We start from the raw sequence: 21,962 nt of genomic DNA on the forward strand, positions 1-21,962 counted from the left end.
GAGGACTGAATGGCGAGTAACAACGTAGCCCAATTTGCCACCGAACTGAAGATGCCTGCAGATTTGCTGCTGACGCAGCTGCGTTCTGCCGGCGTCGAGAAAAGTTCGACGTCAGATCCATTGTCGAAAGATGATAAGGACAAGCTTTTGGATCATCTGCGCCGCACACACGGCGCAGCGGCTGACACAGAAAAGAAAAAAATCACCGTGACCCGCAAGGAAACGACTGAAATCAAGCAAGCTGACGCAACCGGCAAATCGCGCACCATCCAGGTGGAAGTGCGCAAGAAACGCACTTTCGTCCAGCGTGACGAAGCTGCGCCGGTCGCAGCAGAACCGGTCGCGCCTGCCGCACCGGTGATCGATCCAGCCGACGTGGCGCGGCGTGAAGAAGAAGCCCGTAAACAGGCTGAACTGATCGCCCGCCAGGAAGCCGATCTGCGCGAAAAACAAGAACGTCTGGCCAAGCTCGACGCGGAAAAAGAAGCCCAGGCGAAAGCCACGCAACAGGCTGAACTGGCTGCGAAGAAAGAAGCGGAAGCGGAAGCGAAGAAAGCCGCTGCCAAGGCTGCCGCCGCGCCTGCCGCCAGCGCTGCTGCGCCTGTCGTTGACGACGCCGCCGCCGAAGCGAAAAAAGCTGCTGCCGCTGAAGAAGCGAAGAAGAAAGCGGCTGCCGCTGCTGTTGCCGCCAAGGAAGCCGCTGACAAAGCGGAAGCCACCGAGCGTGCACGCAAGGCCGTTGCCGACGAAGTTGCCCAGATCAAGGCCATGATGAACGCGCCACGCCGCGCCATCAAGGCACCTGAACCCGTACCGGTTCCGGTCAAGCCGAAGGCGCCGGAAGGCACCCTGCACAAGCCTGCTGACAAGAAACCTGGCGACAAGCCGGGCGACAAGAAGCCTGCAGTTGCAGACAAGAAATCCATCAAGTCGGCCAATGTGTCGTCCACCTGGTCCGATGACGCGAAAAAACGCGGCACCACCGGTGGTCCTAAGCCACGCGGCAATAGCGGCCCAGGCGGCCGTGACAGCTGGCGCGGTGGCGCGAAGGGCCGTCGCCCGACGCACCATGACGACCGTGAATCGAACTTCCAGGCTCCTACGGAAGCCGTCGTCAAGGACGTGCACGTACCGGAAACGATCACCGTGGCCGAACTGGCGCACAAAATGTCCGTCAAGGCATCCGAAGTCATCAAGCATTTGATGAAATTGGGCCAGATGTGCACGATCAACCAGGTGCTGGACCAGGAAACCGCCATGATTCTGGTGGAAGAAATGGGCCACAAGGCGTTCGCCGCCGAACTGGACGATCCGGAAGCGCTGCTGGCCGATGTGGGCGAACACGCGCACTTCGAAACCAAGCCACGCGCACCGGTGGTCACCGTCATGGGTCACGTCGACCATGGTAAGACCTCGCTGCTGGACTATATTCGTCGCGCCAAGGTTGCCTCCGGCGAAGCGGGCGGGATTACGCAGCATATCGGCGCTTACCACGTCGATACGCCACGCGGCATGATCACCTTCCTCGACACCCCGGGCCACGAAGCGTTTACCGCCATGCGTGCCCGTGGCGCCAAGGCAACCGACATCGTGATTCTGGTGGTTGCCGCCGACGATGGCGTGATGCCGCAAACGAAAGAGGCGATTGCCCATGCGAAAGCAGCCGGCGTACCGCTGGTCGTGGCGATCAACAAGGTCGACAAACCGGGTGGCAACGTGGATCGCGTGACGCAGGAACTGGTCGCAGAACAAGTGGTACCGGAAGAATACGGTGGCGAGTCGCCATTCGTGCCGGTCTCGGCCAAAACGGGTCAAGGTATTGACGACCTGCTGGAACAAGTGCTGTTGCAAGCCGAAGTGCTGGAACTGACGGCACCGGTCGATGCGCCTGCACGCGGCCTGGTAGTCGAGGCACGTCTGGACAAGGGCCGTGGTCCTGTCGCGACGATCCTGGTGCAGTCCGGTACCCTGAAGCGCGGCGACGTGATTCTGGCGGGCTCTTCGTATGGCCGTGTTCGCGCCATGCTGGACGAGAACGGCAAGTCCATCGCTGAAGCGGGTCCTTCGATTCCGGTCGAAATCCAGGGTTTGACGGAAGTGCCGGTTGCCGGTGAAGAAGTCGTCGTCATGGCTGACGAGCGCAAGGCGCGTGAAATCGGTCTGTTCCGTCAAGGTAAGTTCCGCGACGTGAAACTGGCCAAGCAGCAAGCTGCGAAACTGGAAAACATGTTCGACCAGATGGCCGAAGGCGAAGTGAAAAACTTGCCGTTGATCATCAAAACCGACGTGCAAGGTTCGCAAGAAGCGTTGGTTGGTTCGCTGCAGAAACTGTCGACCTCCGAAGTGCGCGTACAAGTCGTTCACGCAGCCGTCGGCGGCATCACGGAATCGGACGTCAACCTGGCAGTCGCCTCGAAAGCGGTCATCATCGGCTTTAACGCCCGTGCTGATGCCCAGGCACGCAAGCTGGCCGAGTCGAATGGCGTGGACATTCGCTACTACAACATCATTTACGATGCGATCGACGAGATCAAATCGGCGTTGTCGGGCATGTTGGCACCAGAGAAACGCGAAACCGTCATCGGCCAGGTCGAGATCCGCCAGGTTATCCTGGTCTCGAAAGTGGGCGCGATTGCCGGTTGCCTGGTCACCGATGGCGTGGTCAAGCGTGCTTCTTCCGTCCGCCTGTTGCGCAACAACATCGTGGTGTGGAGCGGCGAGATCGACTCCCTGAAACGCTTCAAGGACGATGCGAAAGAAGTTCGCGCCGGTCTCGAGTGCGGCCTGTCGCTGAAGAACTACAACGACATTCAGGTTGGCGACACGCTGGAAGTGTTCGAAGTCCAGGAAATCGCTCGTACCCTGTAATCACAGCAGTAATGGCGCGGACATATCGTTGTCCGCGCAAACACGTGGGGCGCATTGGTCAACGGGCAACCGTTTGACCCATGCGCCCTGCGGCACTTAGGACAGCATAATAATCATGGCTAAACATAGCAAAACCATGCCAGCGCGCGGCTTGCGCGTGGCCGACCAGATCCAGCGCGATCTGGCTGAAATCGTCGCCTACGAATTGAAGGACCCACGCGTCGGCACGATGATCACCATCACCGAAGTGCAGATCACCCCCGATTACGCGCACGCCAAGGTGTTTTTCACGATGTTGAAAGACAGCAAGGAAGCCATCAAGAACACCACCGAAGGCCTGATGGCCGCGTCTGGCTTCATCCGTGGCTTGCTGGGCAAGCGCCTGCACATCCACACCCTGCCGATGCTGCATTTCGTGCATGACAGCTCGACCTCGCGCGGCATGGAAATGTCCTTGCTGATCGACAAGGCCAACGCCACGCGCGCGGCCGACGCCGAGCCGGACGAAAAGCCTGCAGACAAAGCGGACGAGCAATAAGCGTGGCGGGTCCGAAGAAACCGCCCGGCATCAAGCGGGTGCGCGACCTGGTCGATGGTGTCTTGCTCCTGGATAAGCCTGTCGGCTGGTCCAGCAACGACGCCCTGATCAAGGCCAAGCGCGTCTTGAACGCGAAGAAGGCGGGCCATACGGGCACGCTGGATCCGTTCGCCACGGGTTTGCTGCCGCTGTGCTTTGGCGAAGCGACCAAGTTCTCGCAGGACTTGCTGGAAGCCGATAAAACCTACGAAACCCTGGTGCACCTGGGGCAGACGACGGATACGGGCGACACGGAAGGCGAAGTGCTGGAAACGCGCGACGTCAACGTCACCGACGAGCAGATCGAAGCCGTGCTGGCGCAGTTCCGCGGGCCTATCCTGCAGACGCCGCCCATGTACTCGGCCTTGAAAAGGGACGGCAAGCCCTTATATGAGTATGCAAGGGCAGGCATCACCCTGGAGCGCGAAGCGCGCCCGGTGACCATCCACAAGCTCGAGTTCCTCGGCTATGACGCCCCGTTCCTGAAATTGTCCGTGATGTGCAGCAAAGGCACGTATATCCGCGTGCTGGGCGAAGACATCGGCCATGCCCTCGGTTGCGGCGGCCATCTGAACGCCTTGCGCCGCACGCAGGTTGGCAGCCTGACGTTGGACGGCGTCGTCACGCTCGACGAGTTGACGGCGCATGCCGAACCGTTGAGCCTGCTGGCGCCCGTCGATGCATTATTGTCGAGTTTCCCGGCCGTCCAGCTGACGGAAGAATTGGCCAAGCGTTTCCTGCATGGCCAGCGCATCGCGCTGGGCAAGGAAGACGTCGCCGTGCCGGCCGAACCGGGCCGAGTGCGCGTGTATCACGACAGCAAATTGCTGGGCACGGGCCAGTTGCAGGAGTACAGCATCCTGGCCCCGGAGCGTCTGATCGCCACCGCGCATCAGTGAACACCTGACCAAACCTACTGCGCGTCGTGATTTGCGGCCTGCGATGCTCACTGTGCATGCGCACAGCTGCGCTTCTTAGCCACAACTCACTTCCGCTCGCTACGGTTTTGTCAGGTGTCGTTAAGTTATAGGTAAGTCATGGTCAAGTCATATTGATCAGCGACACTGCTAACCCGGTGTCGCATTTTTAAACAAATCGTCCCCGACTGCGGGAGCCGCCAGCATTTTTAGATAGCGTTGCAACGCAACATGCTATACTACGCGGTTCCGGAAATAGATTAGCATTCGGGTATCTCGTACACCTTGTACGCACTCCGCAGTTTTTCAGTAACTACTACGACCATGTCAAATACAAAACGCGCAATTCGTAATATCGCCATTATCGCCCACGTTGACCACGGCAAAACCACGCTGGTGGATCAGCTGCTGCGCCAGTCCGGCACCTTCCGTGAAAACCAAGCGGTCGACACCCGAGTCATGGACTCGAACGACCTGGAAAAGGAGCGCGGCATTACGATTCTGTCGAAGAACTGCGCCGTTGAGTACGAAGGCACCCACATCAACATCGTCGACACCCCAGGCCACGCCGACTTCGGCGGCGAAGTGGAACGTGTTCTGTCGATGGTGGACTCGGTTCTGCTGCTGATCGATGCACAAGAAGGCCCGATGCCGCAAACCCGTTTCGTCACGCGCAAGGCGCTGGCACTGGGTCTGAAGCCTATCGTTATCGTCAACAAGATCGACCGTCCAGGCGCACGTCCGGACTGGGCCATCAACCAGACGTTCGAACTGTTCGACAAGCTGGGCGCTACCGACGAACAACTGGACTTCCCTATCATTTACGCTTCGGGCCTGAACGGCTATGCCGGCCTGACCGAAGACGTGCGCGGCGGCGACATGAAGCCGATGTTCGACGCCATCCTGGAACACGTTCCAGTACGCGACGACAATCCTGAAGGCCCGCTGCAAATGCAGATCACCTCGCTGGACTACTCGTCGTACGTTGGCAAGATCGGCATTGGCCGCGTCAACCGCGGTACCGTCAAGGTCGGCCAGGACGTGCTGGTCATCAATGGCCCAGGCGCCACGCCAATCAAAGGCCGCATCAACCAGGTGCTGAACTTCAAGGGCCTGGAGCGCGTGCTGGTGGACGAAGCCGTCGCCGGCGACATCTGCCTGATCAACGGTATCGACGAAATCGGCATCGGTTCGACCCTGTGCGCAGTGGACACTCCAGAAGCGCTGCCTATGCTGACCGTCGACGAGCCGACCCTGACCATGAACTTCATGGTCAACAACTCGCCACTGGCTGGCCGCGAAGGCAAGTTTGTTACCTCGCGTCAACTGCGTGACCGTCTGGAAAAAGAATTGAAAGCCAACGTTGCTCTGCGCGTGGCACCAACCGACGACGACACGATCTTTGAAGTATCGGGCCGCGGCGAGCTGCACCTGACGATTCTGATCGAAAACATGCGTCGCGAAGGCTTCGAGCTGGCCGTTTCGCGTCCACGCGTGGTCTTCAAAATGGTCGATGGCGTGCGCCACGAGCCGTTTGAAAACCTGTCGGTTGACGTGGAAGAAGTCAACCAGGGCGGCGTCATGGAAGAACTGGGCCGTCGTCGTGGCGACCTGCAAAACATGGAATCGGATGGCAAGGGCCGCGTACGTCTCGAGTACCTGATCCCTGCGCGTGGCCTGATCGGCTTCCAGGGCGAATTCATGACCCTGACCCGCGGCACCGGCCTGATGAGCCACGTATTCCATGAATACGCGCCAGTCGACAACACCCGTGGCGAAATGGCTGGCCGTCGTAACGGCGTGCTGATCTCGCAAGATGACGGCGCTGCTGTTGCCTACGCTATCTGGAAACTGCAAGACCGCGGCCGCATGTTCGTGTCGCACAATGACCCAGTCTACGAAGGCATGGTCATCGGTATCCACTCGCGCGACAACGACCTGGTCGTCAACCCGATCAAGGGCAAGCAGCTGACCAACGTGCGTTCGTCGGGTACCGACGAAGCGGTGCGCCTGGTACCGCCAATTCAGATGTCGCTGGAATACGCAGTCGAATTCATCGAGGACGACGAACTGGTGGAAATCACGCCTAAATCGATCCGTCTGCGCAAGCGCTTCCTGAAAGAGCACGAGCGTAAAAAAGCGTCGCGTGATTCGTAATCTGTTGTAGAGCATGGCCTGCGGGCCATGCCGCTCCCGGCCCGCTGCGCCGCGTCACCATCACTGGTGAGGCGCGCAGCGGGTTTGTCATTTGCAGCTCCTGTTTTTTGTAGACACCATGACTTCCTCTTCTTTGCCTTCCCGCCGCCTGTCCGTCGCCCCGATGATGGACTGGACCGACCGCCATTGCCGCAAGTTCCACCGCGAAATCACGCGCCACACCTGGCTCTACACCGAGATGGTGACTACGGGCGCGCTGGTATACGGCGACGTGGAGCGCCATTTGCGCTTCAACGAGGAAGAGCATCCGGTGGCGCTGCAGCTGGGCGGCAGCGATCCGAAGGACCTGGCCACCAGCGCCAAGCTGGGCCAGCAGTGGGGCTACGACGAGGTCAATCTGAACTGCGGCTGCCCGTCCGAGCGCGTGCAAAAGGGCGCGTTTGGCGCCTGCCTGATGGCAGAGCCGCAACTGGTGGCCGACTGCGTGAAAGCCATGCGCGATGTGGTCGATATCGACGTCACGGTGAAACACCGCATCGGCATCGATGACAGCGAATCGTACGACTTCGTGCGCGACTTCGTCGGCACCGTGGCCGCCGCCGGCTGCAAGACGTTTATCGTGCATGCGCGCAACGCCATCCTGAAAGGCCTGAGCCCGAAGGAGAACCGCGAAGTGCCGCCCCTCAAGTATGACTATGCCTACCGCTTGAAGCGTGATTTTTCCCAGTTCGAGTTCATCATCAATGGCGGCATCAAGACCCTGGACGAGATCGACCTGCACCTGCAGCACCTGGACGGCGTCATGCTGGGCCGCGAGGCGTACCACAACCCGTATGTGATGGCGCAGTTCGACCAGCGCTACTACGGCGACGACGCTCCCGTCAAAACGCGCGAGCAGGTGCTCGAAGCGATGATTCCCTACATCAGCGCGCAGCTGGAAAAAGAAGCGGGGCGCTTGAAACTGAACAGCGTCACGCGCCACATGCTGGGCCTGATGCAGAACCTGCCCGGCGCGCGCGGCTTCCGTCAGACCTTGTCGGATTCGAAGAAGCTGGCCTCGGGCGACCCGCGTTTGCTGCTGGAAGCGGCGGCGCGCTTGTCCTTGCCTGCCTGATGCGCGGCGACTGCCACGCCCATGCACAGCAGTTGCATGGCTACCTGCAAGCCGTCACCGCGCTGAAGGATGATGGCAGTCTGTTTCTTTGCGAGTATCTGGGGCCCATCGCGCCGCAGGCGTCGCTTGACGCGCTGTGCCGCACGCTGAAGCTGCCGCCGGACGGCATGCGCCTGCAGCCGATCGAAAGCATGGTATGCAGCGGTGCCCTGTGCACGCCGCGCCAGTGGCTGCTCGAGCGCTTGCTCCCGACGAGCGAGGCCGACCGCGAGCCGCTCGACGCCCGTTTATATGATGGTTTCGAGGGCGAACTGGCCGAACTGCTGGGCAGCGAGCCGTACTGGTATCAATTGGTATCATCGGGCCAGGGCATCGTGGCTGGTCGATTGGGTGCCATCTGGAGCATCTTTGTCTTCGGCACGGACGGCCACGCCTATATGATGTATTGCAGCTGGGACCGCTGATCCAAGTTGTCTATACCGCTGCCCCCGCGCAGTGGTATTGTCCGCACCACCCCTTCCTCTGAGTACCTTTCCCAAAACGATGTCATATGGCTATGCCATGTGTTGTAAATGCGCTGTTTCGGCGCACGCCCGCACTGTCGTGGGGCATTTCTAAGGGGCAAGAAACGGCATTGTTGCCATTTCCCCGAAGAAAGTTAATCAGCTATTTATTCAGGTACTTATTGCTTGCTTTGAGGCAAAATTTACACCTATAATTGATTATAGACAAATATTTCTCATATGAATGTTTGATGTTGATCTCACATCAACGGTGTCAAAAATTCAGTGTGTGGAACAAATTTGCATTCGCAGTCACTGGCGTTTTCAGGGCTGTTGTAGACCAGGAAGTACCCCAGGCTGCGTGCGGCCGGAGACCGCCAGCATACCAATGGGTAAGGGCGGATACCGGTGTTACGCAGCCTTCGTCTTGTCGTGCCGGGCAAAATTCTTATCAATAGTTTCATTTACGAAGAGCCGAAATGAATTTAGCAAAAATGAAGGTTGGTACCCGCCTGGGCCTGGGTTTCGCCCTGGTACTGGTTCTGCTGGTGGCCGTGACCGTCCTCGGCATCGCGCGCATGGCGCAAATCCAGGAACGTCTCGATCACGTGATCAATGTCAACAACGTCGTCACCCGCCTCGTGATCGACATGCGTGGCAACGTCAGCGACCGCATCACTTCGCTGCGCATCCTGACCCTGATGACCGACGCGGGCGATATGGAACCTGAAATGGCGCGTATCAAGACGCAGACCAGCACCTATCAGGAAACGCAGAAGAAGCTCGAAGAGAAATTTGCCGTCGAGTCGACTCCTGAAGAAAAAGCCCTGCTGGCCTCGATCAAGGAATATGAAGCCGCCGCCATGCCGGCCATCGCCAAGGCATCCGCGCTGTGGATGGCCAACGATGCGGAAGGCGCCACGCGCGTGATGATCAAGGAAATCCGTCCGGTACAGAAAAAATGGATGGAAGCGCTGGAGCAGCTGGCCGTGCTGGAAGACAAGCTCAATGAGCAGATGCAATCGGACGCCCGCAAGGCCTTCGACAGCGCGCGCCTGTTCATGATCATCCTCGGCGTACTGGCCGTGGCGATGGGCGTGGCAGCGGCACTGGTGATTACCCGCGGCCTGCTGAAACAGCTGGGCGGCGAACCGGACTACACGGCATCGATCGCCGGCAGCATCGCCAATGGCGACCTGTCGATCGGCATCCACACGCAGCCTTCCGATACCTCCAGCCTGCTGGCGGAAATGAAGGAAATGCGCAACAGCCTGGTGGGCATCGTCGGCCAGGTGCGCGTCGGTACGGAAACCATCGGCACGGCCTCGCGTGAAATTGCCGACGGCAATATCGACCTGTCGTCGCGTACGGAAATGCAGGCCAGCGCGCTGGAAAAAACGGCGTCGGCGATGGAAGAGCTGACCTCGACCGTGAAACAGAATGCGGACAATGCGCGGGAAGCCAACAAGCTGGCCGCCACCGCTTCGGATGTCGCCATCAAGGGCGGCTCCGTGGTGTCGCAAGTGGTTGACACCATGAGCTCGATCAATGAGTCGGCGAAGAAGATTGTCGACATTATCGGCGTGATCGATGGCATCGCCTTCCAGACCAACATCCTGGCGCTGAACGCGGCCGTGGAAGCGGCACGTGCCGGCGAGCAAGGCCGCGGCTTTGCCGTGGTGGCGTCGGAAGTGCGCAACCTGGCCCAGCGCTCCGCTGGCGCGGCGAAAGAAATCAAGATCCTCATCGACGATTCGGCCGAGAAAACGGAACGGGGCACGCGCCTGGTCGGCCAGGCTGGCGTGACGATGGGCGAAGTGGTCGACAGCGTGCGCCGCGTGACCGACATCATGAGCGAGATCGCCAGTGCCAGCCAGGAACAAAGCGCCGGCATCGAACAGGTCAACCTGTCGATCATCGAGATGGATGGCATGACGCAGCAAAATGCCGCCCTGGTGGAGCAGGCAGCCGCCGCAGCGCAAAGTTTGCAAGACCAGGCGGCCGAACTGGCCCACGTGGTCAGCATCTTCAAACTGGTCGAAGGCGAAGAGAAGCCGGCAGCGTATGTACCGGCTCCCGTGGCCGCCGCACCAGTGGCCGTGCGCAAGCCGGCAGCGGCATTGCGCCCGGTGAAGTCGCTGACCCGCAAGGCGGAAGCGGCCGCTCCCGTGGCCGCTGCGGCGCCACGCAAGGCGGCAGGCGCCGGCAGCAATGACGAGTGGGAAGAGTTTTAAGCGCGGTCAACAGCGCACCGGAAATTGTAATTACCGTATCTGATAATCATGGGGAAGCACATGTTTGAGAATAAGCGTTTTATGAGTGTTGCAGCAGCCTTGCTGGTGTCCGTTTCTTCCGCGGCCTTTGCTGCCGAGGTGCCGGCGTCGTTCGATGCCAAGAACTGCAAGGCCGACTATCCGAAAGCCTCGCTGATGAACGAAGAGCAGGGCACCGTGTCGATGTCTTTCCTGGTCAATGCCGATGGTACTGTTGCCGATTCGAAAGTCGACAAGAGCAGCGGCTTCAAGAACCTGGACAAGGCTGCCATCAAGGCCCTGTCCGCGTGCAAGTTCAAGCCGGGCACCAAGGATGGCGCCGCAGCGCAAACCTGGACCAAGGTTGACTACGCCTGGAAGCTGGACTGATCCACGTATTGCCGGGAGCGAGGCTCCCGGCATGGCCATATCCGCTACGGGCGGCGCCTGCAAGGGTGCCGCCCGTACTGTTATGTGCGCCAGCCAACGGCACTGTCGCCGCCGATTCTGTTACCCTCGAAACATACCTTCGGGATCTCCCATTACAAGAGGCCTACCATGCAGCGCATCCTGACACTTTTTTCCCTGGCCGCCAGCGGCTTGCTGCTTTCCGCCTGCGCCTCGCTGGGCACGCCCGTGGGCTTGCAGGCGGGGCAGACCGTGGCCGTCGTCAATAGCCTGAGCTGGGATAATCCCCTGACGGGCAAGCGCGACGGCGTGCGCACCAGCTGGCCCATCAAGGATGGCAAGATTGCCCCTGAATATTTTCCACTGGCGCAATTGAAGCAATGCGAGGCCGGTGGCAAGCCTTGCGCCTGGGGCGTGATGCGGGCGCAGCGCAGCGCGCCCACGCTGAGTTATGTGGACGGCGGCGTGGACCTGGCCGTGAGCGTATCGACCGACGTGGCGCGGCGCCAGGATGCGCGCCAGGGCGAGACGCAAACGGCGATGGCGATTCCGCAGGATGTGGCCGCGCTGGCTGGCCGGCAACAGGTGCAGCCCAGCTGGAAATTGAAGTATGGCAAGGTCGAGCAGGTCGAGCTCGATTACGGCGTGCGCTACCAGGTGTGCGTGCAGCGCTACGACGCGGCCGGCAAGGCCATCGATACGTGCGCGATTCCGTTTATTTGAGGAAACATGCCGCACGAGTGGCTTGTGGCGGCTTTGCCACATTTCATGTTGCGGCGTGCGTCGGCGTGTAACAATCGGTAAAAGCGCAGCAAAGCTCGACGTAATTTCTTATAGTACTTAATTAAGGTAGTACATGGAATTGGTACTCGAGGAGAATTGCAATGAAAACCCTGTTGGCAGTAATTTCGCTGGCCGCCCTGGGTGGCTGCGCCGTGGCACCCCCCGGTCCCGCATATTACGGTTCGCGCGCGCCACAGGGGGCCTACAATCCCTATGAATGGCATACAGTCTCGTCCGAGCCGGTGCAGTCGGGCCGCGTGATGAGCACACCGCGCGTGGAATACACGAATGAGCCTGTGTACGTGCAGCAGCAGCCGGTGTACGTGCAGCAACCCGTATATGTGCCGGCGCCCGTGTACGCGCCGCAACCGTATTATTACAATCCGCCCGTGACGATCGGGCTGGACTTCATGTTCGGCTTTGGGCGCTACGGTGGACACCGCGGCGGCTGGGGCGGGCATGGACGCTACCACGGCCGCCGCTAGATTATTGCGCTTGCATGCAGGACAAAGCCGGACAAGCGTTGCTTGCCCGGCTTTGTCATTTTATTAGTGGAAATAAACCGAACCCTGGTGCAATACGTCCGCCGAACACAGGATGTACATCGCCGCCGCTGCCAGACCTATTTGCAAGGCGCCAAAGCTGATCGGGATGAGGCGGGACATGTCGTACTCCTGAGTGGTGTGAGGTGTGGTCAGGCTTTCATCATAGGATGAGTTGATGCCTTTGGGCATCGGATGAATGTCCGCCGCCATGTAGGACAACACCTCGTGCCTGGCGGCCCGCCTCGCTCTCCGATTGTTTAGCGGTTTTTCCAGCGCACCACCGGCTCTTCAGGCGCCGTGTCCGGCACGTTCGAGATCGCCAGCCAGTGCGTCAGGCGTTCCGGGTGCTTGAGATTGATGCCCATGCCATCGATGATGCCGACCTGTTCCAGCATGCGCGCATCGATTTTCGCTTTCGACACCGTGGGCGCACCCATGACCATGCGGTCATACGCCTTGCGCGCCTTGTGTTCCCACTTGTGCAGATTGCTTTCGTCGAAGCGGTTCGCTTCGAAATATACGGTCAGGGTGCCATCGAGGTTGCCGAAGCCGACAATGCCCGCGCCCTTGCGGATGGTGGTGGTGTTGTTGATGTCAAATTCCGCCGTGGGCACGAAAATGCCGGCGCGGCCATCGATGTCAGGACGCCCTACGGGCGTTTCCTTGCCGTAGGAACTCGTTTCGGTAATGGTTTTTTCTGCGGACATGGTGCGTGTGTGGTGGCCGTGCCGGGAGCGCGATCGGGCCCGGCAGCGCCAGTCATCCTGTTCAAAAAATGCGTGCTGATGATCAGGGCGGGGTAGGGGCCCTGGCGGAGCGATGCTTGGCATTGCTTGATACCCCGCTATTGTAGCGTCAATTTAATTCTTCTTGGCAACATTTACTGATGTGATGCTCCCGTTTTCCCATGAAAAAAGCCGCCCGGCCAGGCGGCGGAGCGGCTGTTGCGCGACGGCTTTTCAGATTCAGGCGGCTGCCTTGCGGCGCGCCATGAAACCCAGCAAGCCCAGACCCAGCAGCATCATGGCGTAGGCTTCCGGTTCCGGCACGGCAGCCGTCACCGAGACGTTGTCCAGGTAGGAGCCGTAGGTTGGCGCGGAGACAGGGCCGATCGATTCAAAGCGCAGCAGGCTCGACGAGCCGAGCGCCGTGACGTTCTGGCTGTAGGTTTGCCACACGCCGCTCGTGGTGCCGACCAGCGCCGTTGGCGTCAGGAGGGTCGAACCCCAGTAGACATTCATCAGGCTGTTGGCGCCGCCCGGGGTATCGGGACGGCCCGAGTAGGCGAATGACAGCGCGTAGATGCCGCCGGCCGTGGTGGCGATCGTCTGGTAGGTGGACGACATACTTTCCGTGTTCAGTTCCAGGTATTGCGTGCCGTCTGCCGCGACGGGATTGAAGCCGCTCAGGCCGCCTTGCGTGGCGCCTTTCTGGATTTCAAAGGCCGTGTTGCCGCCGACAGACGAAGTCCAGCCTGTAACGGCGCTCAATTGGGCATAAGGCGAGGAGATGGCATTGCTTTCAAAACTGCCGTTGACCACCAATTCGGTCGCGGCGTTGGCGGTGCCGGCGGTGACCAGGGTGGCCAGTGCGGCGATCTTCAGCAAGGTGGCAGGCGTGTTCATGTGAGCTCTCGTTTTAGTTGATTAAAAGATCATTCAATTTCCTAAATGACATTTAAAGAATATCACCAAAAATCACATAAAGAACGCCCGCTCGCTGAAAATATTTGCAATTGTGAAATCATTTGTATCTGCACTGCAAGTAATTTCTATGGTGAACTAATTGCAATTTTGCTCCACAGGGAACGCGGCCTGCAGCGTGCTTGCAGCAAAGAATCTTTGTGACATCGGGGGCGTAAAAAAACCTGCACCATTACAACAATGGTGCAGGTTTTTGCGTGCAGCAAGCGTGCGCCCCAGCCTATTGATTCGATAGGCGGAGGCGGCGGATCAGCTCAGAACGCCAGGCGGCCCTGCAGGTAGACCATGCGCGGCGCACCCACCATCTTGCCCAGGTTGCCGTCCGATGTGCGCGTGAAGTAGCGTTTGTCGCTCAGGTTGTTGACGCCGGCGACCAGCTCCAGGCCCGCCTGGCCCGGCACTTTCCATTTCACTTGCGTGTTCCAGGTGCGGAAGCCGGGAATGACGCCCAGGTTGCCGGCCGCGTTTTCCGCCACGGTGTTGGCTTCGTCGGCGAACTGGCGGCTCTGGTGGTTGCTCGACAGGTCGAAGCCCCAGGCGCCCAGCTGGTAGTGGGCGCCGACGGTATCCGTGTTGCGCGAATAGAAGGGCACGTCATTGCCCGCGTTCACGCCATCCTGCAAGGTCGCCTTCGTATAGGTGTAGGTGGCGTAGGCATTCAAGCCGGCCAGTGGGCCGGACTTGTCGAAATGGTAGTCGATGGCCGTTTCCAGGCCCCGGTGATGCGTGGCGCCCACGTTGTAGAAGACGGCGCTTTCGCCGCTGCCGACGGACTGGATCTGGTTGTCGAACTTGATGTTGAACAAGGTCGCTTCGGCCGACAGCTGGCCGCTCTTCCAGCGCGCGCCCAGTTCGGCCGTCTTGGCCAGTTCCGGCTGCAGTGGATTCTTGTCCGATTGCGAGTTCAGCTGCGTGTTTTGCACGGCGCCAAACGAGCTGTTGTAGTTGCTGAACAGGGTCACGTTGTTGTTGAGCAAGTAGGCCACGTTCAACGAAGGCAGGGCCTTATTGTTGAGCAACTCGATCTTCTGGTCGGTCGGCAAGTGGTTGAAGCGTTCCGTCTTGATGTGTTCGTACCGCACGCCGGGCGTGATGCGCCAGGCATCGATGGCGATCTTGTCGTCGATATACACGGCTTGCGCATCGGTGGAATTGTCGGCGAAGCGCGTCGGCTTTTGCTTTACACCGCTGGCGATGACGATGTTGTAGATGGTCTCGTCGGCCCGTTCGGCCAGGTAGCGATAGCCGACGGTGATGTCTTGCGATACCTTGCCGGTCGTGAAGCGCTGCGTGTAGCGCGGCTCGATGGCCGTCGTTTCATAGTTGCGCGGCTGGCGGCCCAGGCCCGTGCGGCCAGCGTTGATCAGGGTGCTTTCGCGCGAGCTCTTGTTGTAATAGGCGCGCACTTCGAATTCCTGCGTGCTGGAAATGGCGTTCAGGTAGCCGATGTCGAAGGCCTTGCGCTCGCCGCTCCAGTAATCGGTCGGGCGCGTGTTCTGGAACGGGGCGGCCTTGTATTGGGCGGCGGTCAGGCCGCCCGGCGTGCGCGACGTCACGTCGTAGTAGGACAGCTTGGCGTACACCTCGGCCGTCGGGCTCAGGTCGTAGCGGAATTTGAGGGCGAAGTCGTTGACCTTCTCATCGCTGCCCACGCGCCAGTCGCTGCCGCGGATGCCGGAATACAGCACGGCCAGGCCCAGGCCGCTGTCGAGCTGGGTGCCGGCAAAGACGCTGGCCTGCGTATTGTGGCCCACTTCGCTGTACGAGTTGTAGCGTACGGTGGCGTCGCCTGTGATGCCTGGAGTGGTGGGCACGCGGCGTGTCTTGAAGTTGATGATGCCGCCCACGTTTTGCGGGCCGAAGCGCACGGCGCCGCCGCCGCGCACGACGTCGACCGTCTCGACATTGGCCAGGCTGACGGGCGCGAATGACAGTTGTGGCTGGCCATACGGCGCCACCGACATGGGAATGCCGTCCAGCAAGACCGTGCTGCGCGGCGAATAGCGTCCGGCCAGGCCGCGCACGCCGATGTTCAGTGAAATGGCGCTGCCGGCGCTGCCCGAGTTGTCGCTGATCTGCACGCCGGGAATGCGGCGCATCACGTCGCTGAGGCTGGTCGCGCCCGAGTTCTCGATGTCATCCTTTTGCACCACCGTGCGGGCGCCCGCGAAATTCTTCGTGCTGGCGGCCATGCTGGTGCCCAGCAGATTGCTGCTGACCTGGATGGATTCCAGGATGGGACCGGCGTTATCGGCGGTATTGGCCGCATTGGCCTCCTGTGCCTGCGCGGAAAAAGAAACGCCCAGGCAGGCGAGGGCGATGGCCAGCGCGCACGGGCGCAGCGAAAAGGGCAGTGTGAAAGGTGTGGCAGCCATGCATGGATCTCCGTAATGACAATGTTTGCGCGGGCAATCGGGCGGCGCGACAACATCGTGGCGTGGATATCCGGCGCAAGGGGATGATAATGATAATGATTCTCATTTTATCCGTCAATTGCGAATATTGCGTAGTGGCCATATGGCTGCCTGCGGGCGGGGAAGTGTTGCTGGCCCGGTACAGCGGGCGGCTTGGATTGCCGCCTGGCACCATTGCTCGGGTGCGGCGGCATTGTGCGCGCTTCTTGTATACTCCCGCTTTTGCAGCCGTCAGACGTAAACGTACAATGAGCCAGACAACTGAAACGACACCAGGCAATCCCCCCGTGGAACGCCGTCAGGGCGACCAGCCGGCAAGTGCTGCGCGCAAATTGAATCTGCTGGTGGTCGACGACAACCAGGAAGTGGGCGAATCGCTGGCCATGCTGCTCGAAGCGCTGGGCCACCACGCGGTGGTGGTGCGCAACTGGCAGATGGCCGTCGAGCAAGTCAAGCTGTGCGTGCCCGATGCCGTCTACCTCGACATCGAAATGCCCGGCATCAGCGGCATCGAAATCGGCCGCCGCCTGCACCACAATCCCGAGACGGCCAACGCCGTGCTGATCGCGGTCACGGGCCACAGCCTGCCCATGTACATGGACGATGCGCTGGCCGTGGGCTTCCGCCACTTCCTCGTCAAACCCGTGCGTCTGGACGACCTGGCGACGACGGTGCAGTCGGTGCTGGCGGGCTAGTTCCCGATCCTATGGCCGGCTCAGTGACCATTGCTGGTTGTTCGCGTTGGTCACGTTCCACTGGATGATCTGCGCGTTTTCCGCCGTGCTCAGGTTGAGCACGTCCAAGGTCAGGTTGCTGTAGCGGTTGGTAATTGTCTGGTAGCCGGACGCGGGGCTGGCGAAGCGCCATTGCTGGCCCAGTCCGCCCCAGTAGCTCCATTGCGCGATATTCGTGCCTGCCGTGGTCGAATTGTTGTAGTCGTCCAGGCCCAGCAGGCTGTTCGAATTGATCAGGCTATAGTATCCATCGCCGTGTCCCACCACATACCATTGCTGGTGTTTTGCTCCCGTATAGGTTTGCTGCTGCACCAGTGCGCCATTCGCCGTGCCGGCGCCCGCCACGGCCATCGCCTTGCCGCTCAGGCGCGAGCGTAGCACCGTGGGGCCGTCTGAGATGCCGCCGCAGCTGGCGACAGAGAAATTGCGCGTCAGGCTGGGCCAGCCGCTGTCATACGTCATCTTCAAAATGTCGAGCTTGGCCGCGCCATTGTCGTTGACGTCGTAATAGTGGATCGAGGTGTAGTTGCAGCCATCCTGCTTGAGCACGCCGATATGGCCTGGTCCCTTGTATTTGCCATCGAGGTTAGGCAGCAGCGTGCGCGTGCCGCTGTACGGCCCCGTCACGCTGCTGGCGCGCTGCACTTCCACGTAATACGTGCTGGCCGCGCCCTGGCAGCATTTGCCGCGGTTGACGAACAGATAGTAATACTCGCCGTCGTGCGTGATGTAGGGCGCTTCGATATCCTTGCCGCCGCCACCGAGGATGGTGGTGACGTTGCCGCTTGTCTTGCCCGTGGCCTGGTTGATTTCCGTCACGCCGATGCCGCCAAAGAACGAGCCGTACGACATGTAGACCTTGCCGTCATGATCGCGGAACAGGGCCGGGTCGATGGCATTGATTTCCGCACCGCCCCCATACGATTGCACGACGATGCCCAGGTTCGTCCAGCTGGGATTTTTCAGCGAGGCGGAGCGGGCCACGCCGATGGCCGACACGGAGGTGCCGAAGGTGGAGACCGAGTAATACAGGTAATAGTAGCCGTTCATGTGGATCACGTCCGGTGCCCAGTACGAGCCGCTGAAGTTGGGGATTTTATTGGCGATCCAGGCCGGCGGCGTGCTGAACACGGGCGCGGGGCCTGCCGACCATTTCAGCAGGTCCGTCGAGGTGGAATACCAGATGCCATCGCCCGTCGTGAAATTGAAATACGTATCGCCGTCGCGCGTGAGGGTGCCGGGGTCGTGCGCGTTCGGCACCCCAGTCAGGTTGATCGCGTGCGCATGGGCGCAGAACATCAGGCACAGTGCTGCCAGGATTTGCTTCATCGTTGTCTCCGTACTGTTTTTATGGGGCGGTCCAGGCCGCACCCCAGAGTAGGGCGATGGTCAAATTTGCACTAATGAATTTTTTGCAGGAAGCGATATCGGGGCCGGTATCGGTGAAGATAGAAAAGCGGCGCCGGAATAGAAAAAGCCCGGTTCGAAAACTGGGCTCTTCTTTATTCTGTGGGGTGGCTGATGGGGCTCGAACCCACGACAACAGGAATCACAATCCTGGACTCTACCAACTGAGCTACAGCCACCACTGTCTTACTTACCTGTTTAGCTGTTTTGCTGAACAGGTGCCGAATTATACAAAGAACTCGGCAAAGTGGCAAATCTAAATGCAGTCTTTTTTAAAGAATCGAAAGATTGCATGAAAACGGTCGCTTTTGCTCCCACCGCTCACACGGATAGGTGTTCGACGGGCGGCTGCAAGTCCAGCAAACCGGCGAAGGCTTTCGCCAGGGATTCGACCTTGGCCGTCGTGTAGCCTTGCAGTCGTGGTGCGTCATTGTTAATGCGGCGCAAGCTTGCCGCATCGAGCAGACGGGCCAGCTGGCGCGCCACGGCGTCGCCCGTGTCCACCAGGGTGATCTGTTCCTGCGTGTGGGCGCGCACCGTGCGTTCGATGGCGTCCTGTACGAACAGGTAGTGCGTGCAGCCCAGTACCAGCGTGTCGACGCCTTGTTCCAGCATGGGGGCGATGTAGCGTTCCAGCATGGCGCTGGTGGCGTCCTGCGGATCGGTGCCCAGTTCGCACTGTTCGATGCGGTCGGCCAGGCCGATGCAGGGCTGCAAGATGAACGTGGCGCCCGTGGCGGCGCTCACCTGTTCGCGCAGGGCCAGCAGCTTGTCGCCGCGCAAGGCGCGTTCCGTCGCCAGCACGGCGATCTTGCCATTGCGGCTGATGGCGGCCGCCGGTTTCAATCCCGGTTCGACGCCGACGATGGGCAGGTCGGGATAGCGCGCGCGCAGCGCCTTGATGGCGGCGATGGTGGCCGTGTTGCATGCCACCACCAGCGCTTTCGCGCCTTGCTGCAATAAAAAGGCGGTGATCGCCAGTGAACGGTCGACCACTTGCTGTTCCGTCTTGTCGCCATACGGCGCATAGCCGGAATCGGCAAAGTAAATCAGGTCTTCCTGCGGCAGCTGCGCGCGGATATGGCGCAGCACCGACAGGCCGCCCACGCCGGAGTCAAAAATACCGATGGGCGCGTCTGGGCGGGCAGTGCTTGCATTAGAAGTCATAGGGAACCGGGGAAGATAAAAAAACGCCGCGCTGATGTTGCCGCGCGGCGTCTATGGTAGTGCTTGTTTAAGCGACCGTCACGGGAATCTTGCTGACGCTATTGAGTTGCTCGATCTTTGCCTGCCACTCTTTCGGGCCCGTGTTGTGCACCGAGGTGCCTTTCGCATCCACGGCCACGGTCACTGGCATGTCGACCACGTCGAATTCGTAGATCGCTTCCATGCCCATGTCGGCAAAGCCCAGCACCTTGGCGTGCTTGATGGCTTTCGACACCAGGTAGGCGGCACCGCCCACAGCCATCAAATAGGCCGACTGGTGTTTCTGGATCGATTCGATGGCCACTGGTCCCCGTTCGGCCTTGCCGATCATGGCGATCAAGCCCGTTTTTTCCAGCATCATGTCGGTGAACTTGTCCATGCGCGTGGCGGTCGTCGGGCCGGCTGGTCCGACGGCTTCGTCGCGCACCGGGTCGACGGGGCCGACGTAGTAAATGACGCGGTTCTTGAAATCGACCGGCAATTCTTCGCCTTTGGCCAGCATGTCCTGGATGCGCTTGTGTGCGGCGTCGCGGCCCGTCAGCATCTTGCCGTTCAACAGCAAGGTCTGGCCTGGCGTCCACGAAGCGACTTCTTCCTTCGTCAGGGTGTTCAGGTCGACGCGCTTGGATTTTTCCGTATCCGGCGTCCAGTGCACTTCCGGCCACGACGACAGCGATGGTGGTTCCATGTAGGCCGGGCCCGAGCCGTCCAGCACGAAGTGGCCGTGGCGCGTGGCGGCGCAGTTCGGGATCATGGCGACAGGCTTCGACGCGGCGTGCGTCGGGTGCATCATGATTTTCACGTCGAGCACGGTCGTCAGGCCGCCCAGGCCTTGCGCGCCGATGCCCAGCGAGTTGATCTTGTCGCACAGCTCGATACGCAGTTCTTCCAGCTTGTTCTGCGGGCCGCGTTGTTTCAGCTCAAACATGTCGATGTCTTCCATCAACACCTCTTTTGCCATCAGCATGGCTTTTTCGGCCGTGCCGCCGATGCCGATGCCCAGCATGCCTGGCGGGCACCAGCCGGCGCCCATGGTCGGCACGGTCTTCATGACCCAGTCCACCAGCGAATCGGACGGGTTCATCATGATCATCTTGGATTTGTTTTCCGAGCCGCCGCCCTTGGCAGCGACTTTCACGTCGACGGTATTGCCTTCGACCAGTTCCATGTGCACGACGGCTGGCGTGTTGTCCTTGGTGTTCTTGCGGTCGAAGTGCGGGTCGGCCACGATGGAGGCGCGCAGCTTGTTGTCGTCGAAGTTGTACGCGCGGCGCACGCCTTCGTTGACGGCGTCGGTAACCGTGCCGCTGAAACCTTCGAAGCGCACGCCCATGCCGATTTTCAGGAAGACGTTGACGATACCCGTGTCCTGGCAGATAGGACGCTTGCCTTCCGCGCACATGCGCGAGTTGGTCAGGATTTGCGCGATCGCATCTTTTGCCGCCGGGCTTTGCTCGGCCGCGTAGGCGCGCGCCAGGTGCTCGATGTAATCAGCAGGGTGGTAGTAGCTAATGTACTGCAACGCTGCGGCGACGGATTCGATCAGGTCTTCTTGCTTTATGACAGTCATGGTGTTCTCGCGGTGGATAAGAAGGGTAAGACTTTTACTAATTAATGGTTACTGGTTGCGGCATCGGAAATGACAAAGCCCATGGCCGCCGCTGGCAGCCATGGGCTTCGGGTTTAATGCGGTCGTGCCTGGTTCTGGGTCACCGTCATGATGCGGTCGGTGTACGCAATGGCCATGGCCGAAATGATGAAGACCATGTGGATCACCGTTTGCGCAATGATCACTTCCATCTTGTAGGAATTGGCATTGATAAATGTCTTCAGCAGGTGGATGGACGAGATGCCGATGATGGCCATCGCCAATTTTGTCTTCAGCACGGAAGCATTGACATGTGACAACCATTCTGGCTGGTCTGGGTGGTCATCGAGGTGCATGCGCGAAACGAAGGTTTCGTAGCCGCCAATAATGACCATGATCAGCAGGTTCGAAATCATGACCACGTCGATCAGGCCTAATACCACCAGCATGATGGTCGCTTCATTGAGCTTGGTCGGCAGGGCGCTGCCCGGCACGGCAACGGCCGTCAGCACGTGCTGCAGGGCTGCATCATTGCCGAACACGGCGCCGATCAGGTCGGACAATTCCACCCAGAAATGGAAGACATACACGCATTGTGCGAGGATCAGGCCCAGGTACAGCGGCAACTGCAGCCAGCGCGACATGAAGATGAAGGAGGACAGCGGGTGCAGCTTGGTATGTTTGGATGACGGTGGTAGGTGGTCGATCATGTGGGGTTTCCTGGGGGAGTAAATACCAATTTTTGGTATGCCCGACATTTTACACTTGCTGCTGATTACTGCGCAT

At 60.0% G+C, this 21,962-nt stretch carries 19 protein-coding genes and 1 tRNA gene; 11 read left to right on the forward strand and 9 right to left on the reverse strand.

Translation table 11 applies throughout. The features are described from left to right. Positions 1–9: 9 nt before the first annotated feature. The 10 genes from infB (at position 10) to JAB1_RS16890 (ending at position 12,064) form a co-directional block, all read left to right on the forward strand. Positions 10–2,868: a translation initiation factor IF-2 gene (infB, locus tag JAB1_RS16845; protein WP_034760145.1), complete on the forward strand. Its 2,859-nt coding sequence runs from the start codon at positions 10–12 to the stop codon at positions 2,866–2,868. A 115-nt stretch (positions 2,869–2,983) separates the two neighbouring features. Further along, positions 2,984–3,406, forward strand: a complete 423-nt coding sequence (gene rbfA, locus JAB1_RS16850; protein WP_034782531.1) for a 30S ribosome-binding factor RbfA — start codon at positions 2,984–2,986, stop codon at positions 3,404–3,406. 2 nt (positions 3,407–3,408) lie between these two features. Next, the gene (gene truB / locus JAB1_RS16855; RefSeq protein ID WP_052140133.1) at positions 3,409–4,344 is read left to right on the forward strand and encodes a tRNA pseudouridine(55) synthase TruB; all 936 of its coding nucleotides are present in this window, start codon (positions 3,409–3,411) and stop codon (positions 4,342–4,344) included. A 342-nt stretch (positions 4,345–4,686) separates the two neighbouring features. Continuing rightward, complete coding sequence (gene typA / locus JAB1_RS16860; RefSeq protein ID WP_034782534.1) at positions 4,687–6,519, forward strand: translational GTPase TypA; 1,833 nt, start codon at positions 4,687–4,689, stop codon at positions 6,517–6,519. Positions 6,520–6,637: 118 nt separating this feature from the next. Continuing rightward, positions 6,638–7,633 (forward strand): tRNA dihydrouridine(20/20a) synthase DusA, encoded by a 996-nt coding sequence (dusA, locus tag JAB1_RS16865; RefSeq protein ID WP_070280993.1) that lies wholly within the window; start codon positions 6,638–6,640, stop codon positions 7,631–7,633. Further along, positions 7,633–8,097 (forward strand): hypothetical protein, encoded by a 465-nt coding sequence (locus JAB1_RS16870; RefSeq protein ID WP_070280996.1) that lies wholly within the window; start codon positions 7,633–7,635, stop codon positions 8,095–8,097. The genes dusA and JAB1_RS16870 overlap by 1 nt, the downstream gene beginning before the upstream one ends. Positions 8,098–8,615: 518 nt before the next feature. Continuing rightward, positions 8,616–10,370 (forward strand): methyl-accepting chemotaxis protein, encoded by a 1,755-nt coding sequence (locus JAB1_RS16875; protein ID WP_230522315.1) that lies wholly within the window; start codon positions 8,616–8,618, stop codon positions 10,368–10,370. A gap of 81 nt (positions 10,371–10,451) precedes the next feature. Beyond that, complete coding sequence (locus JAB1_RS16880) at positions 10,452–10,778, forward strand: energy transducer TonB (RefSeq protein ID WP_092611776.1); 327 nt, start codon at positions 10,452–10,454, stop codon at positions 10,776–10,778. A 168-nt stretch (positions 10,779–10,946) separates the two neighbouring features. Continuing rightward, positions 10,947–11,519 carry a hypothetical protein gene (locus tag JAB1_RS16885; protein WP_070280998.1) on the forward strand — a complete coding sequence of 191 codons (573 nt, stop codon included), beginning with the start codon at positions 10,947–10,949 and terminating at the stop codon, positions 11,517–11,519. Between the two features lie 161 nt (positions 11,520–11,680). Beyond that, a complete protein-coding gene (locus JAB1_RS16890; RefSeq protein WP_070281000.1) occupies positions 11,681–12,064 on the forward strand; it encodes a hypothetical protein in 384 nt (127 codons plus the stop codon). Between the two features lie 63 nt (positions 12,065–12,127). Here the strand turns inward: JAB1_RS16890 and JAB1_RS16895 are convergent, their stop codons facing one another. From JAB1_RS16895 to JAB1_RS16910, 4 genes are all read right to left on the reverse strand, one after another. Continuing rightward, positions 12,128–12,334 (reverse strand): hypothetical protein, encoded by a 207-nt coding sequence (locus JAB1_RS16895; protein WP_070257130.1) that lies wholly within the window; start codon positions 12,332–12,334, stop codon positions 12,128–12,130. A 47-nt stretch (positions 12,335–12,381) separates the two neighbouring features. Further along, the gene (locus tag JAB1_RS16900; protein ID WP_034782544.1) at positions 12,382–12,831 is read right to left on the reverse strand and encodes a hypothetical protein; all 450 of its coding nucleotides are present in this window, start codon (positions 12,829–12,831) and stop codon (positions 12,382–12,384) included. Positions 12,832–13,089: 258 nt separating this feature from the next. Continuing rightward, positions 13,090–13,749, reverse strand: coding sequence for a PEP-CTERM sorting domain-containing protein (locus tag JAB1_RS16905; RefSeq protein WP_070281002.1), 660 nt, complete (start codon positions 13,747–13,749; stop codon positions 13,090–13,092). A gap of 332 nt (positions 13,750–14,081) precedes the next feature. Beyond that, positions 14,082–16,202, reverse strand: coding sequence for a TonB-dependent siderophore receptor (locus JAB1_RS16910; RefSeq protein WP_070281004.1), 2,121 nt, complete (start codon positions 16,200–16,202; stop codon positions 14,082–14,084). 287 nt (positions 16,203–16,489) lie between these two features. Here JAB1_RS16910 and JAB1_RS29955 point away from each other — a divergent pair, with 287 nt between their 5' ends. Then, positions 16,490–16,936, forward strand: a complete 447-nt coding sequence (locus JAB1_RS29955) for a response regulator (protein WP_161789566.1) — start codon at positions 16,490–16,492, stop codon at positions 16,934–16,936. Between the two features lie 9 nt (positions 16,937–16,945). Here JAB1_RS29955 and JAB1_RS16920 read toward each other — a convergent pair whose 3' ends face one another. The 5 genes from JAB1_RS16920 to JAB1_RS16940 form a co-directional block, all read right to left on the reverse strand. Beyond that, positions 16,946–18,304 carry a family 43 glycosylhydrolase gene (locus JAB1_RS16920; RefSeq protein ID WP_070281006.1) on the reverse strand — a complete coding sequence of 453 codons (1,359 nt, stop codon included), beginning with the start codon at positions 18,302–18,304 and terminating at the stop codon, positions 16,946–16,948. Between the two features lie 181 nt (positions 18,305–18,485). Further along, a tRNA-His gene (locus tag JAB1_RS16925) sits at positions 18,486–18,561 on the reverse strand. Positions 18,562–18,703: 142 nt separating this feature from the next. After that, positions 18,704–19,549 (reverse strand): glutamate racemase, encoded by an 846-nt coding sequence (murI, locus tag JAB1_RS16930; protein WP_070281009.1) that lies wholly within the window; start codon positions 19,547–19,549, stop codon positions 18,704–18,706. Between the two features lie 67 nt (positions 19,550–19,616). Further along, positions 19,617–21,158, reverse strand: a complete 1,542-nt coding sequence (locus JAB1_RS16935; RefSeq protein WP_034784516.1) for a fumarate hydratase — start codon at positions 21,156–21,158, stop codon at positions 19,617–19,619. A 113-nt stretch (positions 21,159–21,271) separates the two neighbouring features. Beyond that, entirely contained in the window at positions 21,272–21,886 is a 615-nt protein-coding gene (locus JAB1_RS16940; protein WP_034784515.1) for a YqhA family protein, read from the reverse strand. Positions 21,887–21,962: the final 76 nt, after the last annotated feature.

Origin of the sequence: Janthinobacterium sp. MP5059B, from assembly GCF_001758645.1 — a bacterium.
Classification (GTDB): Bacteria; Pseudomonadota; Gammaproteobacteria; order Burkholderiales; family Burkholderiaceae_D; genus Janthinobacterium; species Janthinobacterium lividum.

Excerpts from the sequence above, each read along its gene's own strand:
- JAB1_RS16875 (WP_230522315.1), top strand. The coding sequence starts at position 8,616 with ATGAATTTAGCAAAAATGAAGGTTGGTACCCGCCTGGGCCTGGGTTTC.
- infB (WP_034760145.1), top strand. The coding sequence starts at position 10 with ATGGCGAGTAACAACGTAGCCCAATTTGCCACCGAACTGAAGATGCCT.
- typA (WP_034782534.1), top strand. The coding sequence starts at position 4,687 with ATGTCAAATACAAAACGCGCAATTCGTAATATCGCCATTATCGCCCAC.
- JAB1_RS16905 (WP_070281002.1), bottom strand. The coding sequence starts at position 13,749 with ATGAACACGCCTGCCACCTTGCTGAAGATCGCCGCACTGGCCACCCTG.
- JAB1_RS16880 (WP_092611776.1), top strand. The coding sequence starts at position 10,452 with ATGAGTGTTGCAGCAGCCTTGCTGGTGTCCGTTTCTTCCGCGGCCTTT.
- rbfA (WP_034782531.1), top strand. The coding sequence starts at position 2,984 with ATGGCTAAACATAGCAAAACCATGCCAGCGCGCGGCTTGCGCGTGGCC.
- JAB1_RS16935 (WP_034784516.1), bottom strand. The coding sequence starts at position 21,158 with ATGACTGTCATAAAGCAAGAAGACCTGATCGAATCCGTCGCCGCAGCG.
- JAB1_RS16910 (WP_070281004.1), bottom strand. The coding sequence starts at position 16,202 with ATGGCTGCCACACCTTTCACACTGCCCTTTTCGCTGCGCCCGTGCGCG.
- JAB1_RS16885 (WP_070280998.1), top strand. The coding sequence starts at position 10,947 with ATGCAGCGCATCCTGACACTTTTTTCCCTGGCCGCCAGCGGCTTGCTG.
- JAB1_RS16870 (WP_070280996.1), top strand. The coding sequence starts at position 7,633 with ATGCGCGGCGACTGCCACGCCCATGCACAGCAGTTGCATGGCTACCTG.
- murI (WP_070281009.1), bottom strand. The coding sequence starts at position 19,549 with ATGACTTCTAATGCAAGCACTGCCCGCCCAGACGCGCCCATCGGTATT.
- JAB1_RS29955 (WP_161789566.1), top strand. The coding sequence starts at position 16,490 with ATGAGCCAGACAACTGAAACGACACCAGGCAATCCCCCCGTGGAACGC.
- JAB1_RS16920 (WP_070281006.1), bottom strand. The coding sequence starts at position 18,304 with ATGAAGCAAATCCTGGCAGCACTGTGCCTGATGTTCTGCGCCCATGCG.
- JAB1_RS16900 (WP_034782544.1), bottom strand. The coding sequence starts at position 12,831 with ATGTCCGCAGAAAAAACCATTACCGAAACGAGTTCCTACGGCAAGGAA.
- JAB1_RS16940 (WP_034784515.1), bottom strand. The coding sequence starts at position 21,886 with ATGATCGACCACCTACCACCGTCATCCAAACATACCAAGCTGCACCCG.
- JAB1_RS16895 (WP_070257130.1), bottom strand. The coding sequence starts at position 12,334 with ATGGCGGCGGACATTCATCCGATGCCCAAAGGCATCAACTCATCCTAT.
- JAB1_RS16890 (WP_070281000.1), top strand. The coding sequence starts at position 11,681 with ATGAAAACCCTGTTGGCAGTAATTTCGCTGGCCGCCCTGGGTGGCTGC.
- dusA (WP_070280993.1), top strand. The coding sequence starts at position 6,638 with ATGACTTCCTCTTCTTTGCCTTCCCGCCGCCTGTCCGTCGCCCCGATG.